Annotated in this window: 1 pseudogene; it reads left to right on the forward strand. The window is 73.2% G+C overall.

Annotation, left to right across the window (positions count from 1 at the left end):
• Positions 1–113: 113 nt before the first annotated feature.
• Positions 114–302: pseudogene (locus WH85_RS46420) on the forward strand (hypothetical protein); the annotation flags it as partial.

Below are 302 nucleotides of genomic sequence, written 5' to 3' on the forward strand. Positions count from 1 at the left end.
CGCAGCACCGCCGGCCCGGAGATCCGTCCCGGGCTGGTGGCCGAGCGGGGCGGCAGCGGCCCCGCGGGCTCGCCGACTGAGTGACTGTCAGTCGATCGTCGTAACGTAGGGCCATGAAGATCTTCGGGGTGGACATCGGCGGATCCGGGATCAAGGGGGCCCCTGGGGACCTCGACAGGGGCGACCTGGCCCAGGAGCGCTTCAAAGTGCTCACCCCGCACCCGGCGACGCCCGACGGCGTGGCCGACGGCGTGCGGCAGGTCGTGGAGCACTTCGGCTGGACCGGCCCGGTGGGCCTGACC

This window comes from Actinoplanes rectilineatus, assembly GCF_000962825.1.
GTDB classification, from domain to species: domain Bacteria; phylum Actinomycetota; class Actinomycetes; order Mycobacteriales; family Micromonosporaceae; genus Actinoplanes; species Actinoplanes rectilineatus.